The 7,076-nt window shown below is 69.0% G+C and carries 5 protein-coding genes; 1 reads left to right on the top strand and 4 read right to left on the bottom strand.

Annotated features, from left to right (window positions below):
* Positions 1-67: 67 nt before the first annotated feature.
* The 3 genes from DMC18_RS11695 to DMC18_RS11685 form a co-directional block, all read right to left on the bottom strand.
* Positions 68-700 carry a hypothetical protein gene (locus tag DMC18_RS11695; protein WP_146218053.1) on the bottom strand — a complete coding sequence of 211 codons (633 nt, stop codon included), beginning with the start codon at positions 698-700 and terminating at the stop codon, positions 68-70.
* A 220-nt stretch (positions 701-920) separates the two neighbouring features.
* A complete protein-coding gene (gene carB / locus DMC18_RS11690; RefSeq protein WP_110118159.1) occupies positions 921-4,217 on the bottom strand; it encodes a carbamoyl-phosphate synthase large subunit in 3,297 nt (1,098 codons plus the stop codon).
* Between the two features lie 181 nt (positions 4,218-4,398).
* A complete protein-coding gene (locus DMC18_RS11685; RefSeq protein ID WP_110118158.1) occupies positions 4,399-5,019 on the bottom strand; it encodes a DUF2306 domain-containing protein in 621 nt (206 codons plus the stop codon).
* 118 nt (positions 5,020-5,137) lie between these two features.
* Here DMC18_RS11685 and DMC18_RS11680 point away from each other — a divergent pair, with 118 nt between their 5' ends.
* The gene (locus DMC18_RS11680; RefSeq protein WP_110132948.1) at positions 5,138-5,896 is read left to right on the top strand and encodes a LytTR family DNA-binding domain-containing protein; all 759 of its coding nucleotides are present in this window, start codon (positions 5,138-5,140) and stop codon (positions 5,894-5,896) included.
* Here DMC18_RS11680 and DMC18_RS11675 read toward each other — a convergent pair.
* The gene (locus DMC18_RS11675; protein WP_110118156.1) at positions 5,893-7,071 is read right to left on the bottom strand and encodes a patatin-like phospholipase family protein; all 1,179 of its coding nucleotides are present in this window, start codon (positions 7,069-7,071) and stop codon (positions 5,893-5,895) included. The genes DMC18_RS11680 and DMC18_RS11675 overlap by 4 nt on opposite strands.
* Positions 7,072-7,076 lie beyond the last annotated feature (5 nt).

Genomic DNA, 7,076 nt, shown 5'->3' with positions numbered 1-7,076 from the left:
TTGAGAGACCCCTCACCCGACCTCCTTCGGAGGCCACCCTCTCCCGCAAGGGGAGAGGGAGACTGCGTTACCGCCGCACGTCCATCAGCTTGCCCTTCTGGTGCATGTCGAGCAGCTGGGCGTTGGAGATGAAGTAGGTTTCGCCGGCGACGTAGTCGGCGGGGCTGGCGCCCCAGGGGACGTCGGACGAGCGGTTGTAGATCTTCTTGCTGGGATGGATATAGACGCCCTCGGCGTTGACCGCGCTGACCACGGCCGCGCCGTACTGGCAGTCGGGGCACTCGGTGTTGCGGCTGTCTCGGCCGAAATCCATCGTATAGACGTCGTCGACGTGCGGCGCGTGCAGATAGGTCAGGTTGTTCTTGTCGTCGACCGCGGCGCTGATACCGAGCAGCACGACCAGGGCGCCGGCGCCGCCCAGGCCCACCAGCCAGCCGCGACGATCGATGAACGGGATCGGCGGCTTGGAGAGCCCCGCCTCGAAGGTCTTGGGGTTTTGCAGGCGATGGATGTTGCCGCAGGTCTCGCAGACGCTGCGCCAGACCTTGTCGGTGGTCCAGCGGAACAGGAACCACAGGTGCCGCACCGTGTAGTCCAGGACCACGGTGCTGGGCTGCTCCTTCTCGCAGTGACTGCATTGGAACGCGCCGGCGTTGGCGAACACGCGTCGTTGGCCCTGATGCCCCCAGGCGAAGAACATGGTCGTTTCCCCCTTGTCGGCCGCCATCGTGATGGTTCGGCGACCGTTGTTCCTCAATGCTAAGACACCGGTGTCCAGGCAGGCAAGCGGGATACGTGTGCTGGGTGTGTTGTTTCTCGCAGGGCGCGCATCCGTCCTTCTCCCGCGAGGGGAGAGGGACAAAAGAAAAGGCCGCCCGGATCGCTCCGGGCGGCCTTCCTGTCTCGAAGCTACAGGCGTCTTACGACGCGTAGCTTTGCAGCGGGCGCACTTCCAGGGCCTTGGCCGGGGCCGAGGAGATGGCCTGGGCGGCGGCCAGGGCGCCGGCGCTGGTGGTGTAGTAAGGCACCTTCATCATCAGGGCCGTGCGGCGGATGTCGAAGCTGTCTTCCAGGGCCTGCTTGCCTTCGGTGGTGTTGAACACCAGCTGCACGCCGCCGTTCTTCATCACGTCGACGATGTTCGGACGGCCTTCCAGCACCTTCTTGACCAGCTCGACCTCGACGCCCTGTTCGGCCAGGTAGCCGCGGGTGCCGACGGTGGAGATGACCTTGAAGCCGGCCGCTTGCAGCAGCTTCACCGGCTCGACGATCCAGGGACGGTCGCTTTCCTTGACCGACACGAAGGCGGTGCCCGAGGTCGGCAGGGTGACGCCGCCGCCCAGCTGGCTCTTGGCGAAGGCGCGGGCGAAGGCCGGGCCCAGGCCAGTCTCGCCTTCACGGATCCAGTCGAGGCCCATGACCTCGCCGGTCGAGCGCATTTCCGGGCCGAGGATGGTGTCGACGCCGGCGAAGCGGGCGAACGGGAAGACCGCTTCCTTGACCGCGATGTGGTCGTAGGGCTCGTCCTTCAGGCCGAACTCGGCAAGCTTGGCGCCGGCCATCAGCTTGGCGGCGATGGCGGCCACGGGCTGACCAATCGTCTTGGCGACGAACGGCACGGTGCGCGAGGCGCGCGGGTTCACTTCCAGCACGTAGATGCGCGGGTTGTCGCCGTGCGGCTCCTCGATGGCGAACTGCACGTTCATCAGGCCGCGCACGTTGAGGGCCAGGGCCATCTGCACGGTCTGGCGCTTCAGTTCCTCGACGGTCTCGGCCTTCAGCGAGAAGGGGGGCATCGAGCAGGCCGAGTCGCCCGAGTGGACGCCGGCTTCCTCGATGTGTTCCAGCACGCCGGCCACGAACACGCTTTCGCCGTCGCACAGGGCGTCGACGTCCACTTCCGTGGCGCGGCTCAGATAATGGTCGAGCAGGATCGGGTGTTCGAACGAGATCTCGCCGGTGTTGGCGATGTAGCGTTCCAGCTGCTCGTGGTCGCGGATGATCTCCATGCCGCGGCCGCCCAGCACGTAGGACGGACGCATCACGAACGGGAAGCCGATCTTGTCGCCTTCGGCGCGAGCCTCGTCCCAGGTGCGGGCGATGGCGTTTTCCGGCTGGGCGATGTTCAGGCCGTTCAGCAGTTGCTGGAAGCGCTCGCGGTCCTCGGCCAGGTCGATGGCGTCGGGGCTGGTGCCCAGGATCGGCACGCCGGCTTCTTCCAGGGCGTGGGCCAGCTTCAGCGGGGTCTGGCCGCCGAACTGGACGATGACGCCGGCCAGCTCGCCCTTGCTCATCTCGACGTGCAGCAGCTCCAGCACGTCCTCGGCCGTCAGCGGCTCGAAGTACAGGCGGTCGGAGGTGTCGTAGTCGGTCGAGACGGTCTCGGGGTTGCAGTTGACCATGATCGACTCCACGCCGATCTGGTCGAGCGCGAAGGCGGCGTGGCAGCAGCAGTAGTCGAACTCGATGCCCTGGCCGATGCGGTTGGGACCGCCGCCGAGGATGACGGCCTTCTTGGCGCCCGACGGCTCGCTCTCGCACTCGGGAACCTGGCCCAGGGCGCCGAACTCGTAGGTCGAGTACATGTAGGGCGTGGAGGCCAGGAACTCGCCGGCGCAGCTGTCGATGCGCTTGAAGACCGGGCGGACGTTCAGGCCCTGGCGGGCGGCGCGGACGGCCTTTTCGTTCGAGGCGGTCAGCTTGGCCAGGCGGGCGTCGGAGAAGCCCTGGGCCTTGAGGGCGCGGAAGCCTTGTGCGTCCTTGGGCAGGCCGCCGGCGCGGACCAGACCTTCCTGGCGGACGATCTCGGCGATCTGGCGCAGGAACCACGGCTCATAGGAACAGGCGGCGTTGACCTCTTCCACGGTCAGGCCGTGGCGGAAGGCCTGGGCGATGACACGCAGGCGGTCGGGGGTCGGCACGCCCAGGGCGCGGATGACCGCGGCCTTGCCGGTGTCGGGGTCCTCGGCGCCGTGGATTTCCACCTCGTCGAAGCCGGCCAGACCCGTCTCCAGGCCGCGCAGGGCCTTCTGGACGCTTTCCTTGAAGGTGCGGCCGATGGCCATCACTTCGCCGACCGACTTCATGGCGGTGGTCAGCAGCGGCTCCGAACCTGGGTACTTCTCGAAGGCGAAGCGCGGGATCTTGGTGACGACATAGTCGATCGAAGGCTCGAACGAGGCCGGGGTCGCGCCGCCGGTGATGTCGTTCTTCAGTTCGTCCAGCGTGTATCCGACGGCCAGGCGCGCGGCGACCTTGGCGATCGGGAAGCCGGTGGCCTTCGAGGCCAGGGCCGACGAGCGCGACACGCGCGGGTTCATCTCGATGACGACCATGCGGCCGTCGGCCGGGTTCAGCGCGAACTGGACGTTCGAACCGCCGGTCTCGACGCCGATCTCGCGCAGCACGGCGATCGAGGCCGCGCGCATCCACTGGTATTCCTTGTCCGTCAGGGTCAGGGCCGGGGCGACGGTGATGCTGTCGCCGGTGTGGACGCCCATCGGGTCGATGTTCTCGATCGAGCAGACGATGATGCAGTTGTCCGCCGTGTCGCGGACGACTTCCATCTCGTATTCCTTCCAGCCCAGGACGCTCTCTTCGATGAGCACCTCGGTGGTCGGCGACAGGTCGAGACCGCGGGCGACGATCTCCTCGAATTCCTCGAGATTGTAGGCGATGCCGCCGCCGGTGCCGGCCAGGGTGAAGGACGGGCGGATGATCGCCGGCAGGCCGACGAAGGCCAGGCCGTCACGGGCCTCTTCCATGTTGTGGGCGGCCTTGGACTTGGGGCTTTCGAGGCCCAGCTTGTCCATGGCGTCGCGGAATTTCTGGCGGTCCTCGGCCTTGTCGATGACTTCGGCCTTGGCGCCGATCATCTCGACGCCGAACTTCTTCAGGACGCCGGCTTCCTCGAGGGCGAGGGCGGTGTTGAGGGCCGTCTGGCCGCCCATGGTCGGAAGGAGGGCGTCGGGGCGCTCCTTCTCGATGATCTTGGCGACCATGTCCGGGGTGATCGGCTCGATGTAGGTCGCGTCGGCCACGTCCGGATCGGTCATGATCGTGGCCGGGTTCGAGTTGACCAGGATGATGCGGTAGCCCTCGGCGCGCAGAGCCTTGCACGCCTGGACGCCCGAATAGTCGAACTCGCAGGCTTGACCGATGACGATCGGGCCGGCGCCGATGATCAGGATCGAGGAGAGGTCGGTACGTTTGGGCATGGGTAACTCGCGCAAAGACACGGTCGCGCACATCCGCGCGCCCGCTGTCGACCATCTTGCAGGTTAAGCCGCCCCTTTAGAGAGGGAGTCAGGCGGGCGCAACCCCAGAGTCGGGGAGTCTGAAAAAGCGCTGTTAGCTGTGCAGCTTAGATGGCGGGCGGCCGGCGACGCCGGGGCCTTGTCAGGTCCCGGCGGGGGCGGTTTGCGGGGAGGGCGAACGGCGCAGCGACAGCTCGGCGATCAGCAGGTTTGGAACCCAGCACAGGAAGGAAATGGCCAGGTAGGCTTCCGCCATCGGCAGGCCCGTTATCGCCGCCAGCGGCAGATAGAGCCGTAGGGTGACCGCGGCGAAGGTCAGCGAGAACGAGCGGATCATCCAGGCGCGGTGCTCGGGGATGCGGCGGGCGATGGCGTGATGCACGGCCTGGCCGGTGGTCCATAGCCAGGCGAGCGCGAGCAGGCCGAAGCCCGCCGTGGCGATCGGACCCGCGGTCGAGCCGAGCGACAGGACCAGGCCCGCGAGCCCGCCCACCAGGCAGCCGGCGACATAGAGCCGGCCGAGCGCGCGGTGCAGGGCGGGGCGACGGGCGCGCAGGCCGGCCAGGAACTGGACGGGTCCCACCAGCAGGGCGGTGGCCGCTCCGGTCACGTGCAGCAAAAGGAACGGCGAGAAGAACGGGTTGGCGCGGACGCCCGGCGGCGCAGGCGTGGCCGGCGCCACGTAGCGGTAGGCGTAGAAGGCGATGGCGACGCTGAGCAGGGCGCAAAGCGTCCAGAGCATGCGGGAAAGAGCGCGGGGCAAGGATGGTCTCCGGTCGGGTTCGCGCCGAGATTGCGAGGGGCGGCGGAGCGCGCTACCGGGGTTGCGCGAGCGGCGCCCATTCTGCGCGAGCGGCGCCGCGGGAGGTCGGGGACCAAGGATGACGCCTATAGACGGTTGGCCCATCGGGCGGCGGCTGGCGGCGGACCTGGCGCTGCTGACGGCTCTGGGCCTGTTCATGGGCGTGCTGGCCCCGTGGGGCACGGCCGACCTCGGCCCGGTCGGCAAGATCACCTACTGGCTGGCCTGCATCGTCGGCGGCGGCGTCATCGGCGTGGCGGTGGACGAGGTCCTGGGCCGGCGGCTGGGCGGCTTCTGGAAGCGGCTGGTCGTCGTGACCCTGCTGATGACGCCGCTGGTCACGGCTTGGGTGTCGTCGATCGAGGGCTTCTACGGCGCCGACGACGTCCACATGCCGCTCGAACTGTGGTGGCGGGTCTGGGTGATCAGCGCGCTGGTCATGGCCATGCGGGCCCTGGTCTGGCGGGCGCCGCGCAGGGTGGTCGAGACCCGGGTGGTGGTCGAGCCGCCATTGCCGCAGGCCGAGGCCGCCTTCCGTCGCCGCCTGTCGGCCCGGCGGCGGAGCGCGCGGCTGATCGCGGTGGAGGCCCACGACCACTACCTGAAGGTCCACACCGATGCGGGCGAGGAACTGCTGACCCTGCGCTTTTCCGACGCCCTGAAGGATCTCGCCGGCGTCCACGGCCTGCAGGTGCACCGGTCCTGGTGGGTGGCGGCCGAGGCGATCGAGGGCGTGCGCTGGCGGCGCGGAGCGGGCGAGCTGCTGTTGGCGGGCGGCGTGAACGCGCCGGTCAGCCGGCGACATGCGCCGACGGTGCGCGCGGCGGGCTGGGTCTAACGCTTGGCCGGCGGGGCCTTCACCACCGGAATCTCGGCGGGCGGGGCGGCCAGGCTCCAGGCCCAGCCGGCGACGGCGCGGTCGTAGCCCATGTGGAACAGGGCCTTGCGGTTGTCGGCGGCGAAGTCGAGACCCGAGGTGTCGGCCTCGGCGGCGTCCGGAATGGCGCTGTAGAACAGCTGGCCGCCGTTGCGCTGGGCGAAGCCGGCGCTGGCGGCCAGGTGGGTGCGGATCAGGGCCTTGCTCATGGTCTGCCAAGAGCGGCCGACGATCGAGGCCGCGCTGCCCTTGGTGAAGCCGAAGACGCCGCCGACCTGGCCGTTGACCACGACGAAGATCCGGCCCGGGCGGGCCTCGCCCTTGTCGACGGTCCACAGCAGCAGGGACTCGGGCGCGACGAAGAACGGGATCGAGACGCCGCCGTCGACATGCATCTCCGACAGCCGCCGGCCCTGGCCCTCGACCTGGATCAGGGCGGGCGGGAAGACGCCGGGAATGCTGGCCGAGGCGACCAGCACGTCCTGGAACAGCTTGCGCGAGGCCTCGTCGCCCTTGGAGGCGATAGCGCCCATGTCCCAGATCACCGTCTCCTCGGTGTCGAGATTGGTGGTGGCGATCAGCAGGCGGCGGCCGCGGCGGTGCTCGGCGGCGACGGCCTGCATCATGTTGGCGTCGGCGTACTTCTCGACCAGGCCGCGCAGGGCGCCGCTGTCGTAGAAGCTGGGATGGAACAGCACGCCCAGGCCGCGCGGCTGCAGGATGCGGTCGGCGGCCGGGCCGGTATAGACCTCGGTCAGCCGCTCGTCCCAGGTGGGGCCCAGGAACGCGAAGGGGGCGGTGAGGGCGCCGGTGGAGACGCCGGTGACGATGTCGAACTCGGGCCGCTCGCCGGTCTTGGTCCAGCCGGTGACCACGCCGGCCCCGTAGGCGCCGTTCGAGCCGCCGCCCGACAGGGCCAGGACGTCGAAGGTCTTCTGGCCCTTGGCGCGGTTGCGGGCGGCTTCGGCGAAGCGGATGCCGGCGGCGCTGTCGCTGGCGTTGAAGCGGATGTCCGACAGGCCGGTGGGCGGCGGGCCGACCATGTCGCTGGCCTTGTAGGCGTCGCGCGAGATCGAGCCGCAGGCGGTCAGGGCCAGCAGGGCGAGGGCGGCGACGAGGAGGCGGAGCGTACGCATGGCGA

It is taken from the genome of Caulobacter sp. D5 (assembly GCF_003185805.1).
Lineage (GTDB): Bacteria > Pseudomonadota > Alphaproteobacteria > Caulobacterales > Caulobacteraceae > Caulobacter.
Note: the sequence above shows the minus strand (reverse complement) of the source record. Positions and strands in the feature narration are given on the sequence as shown.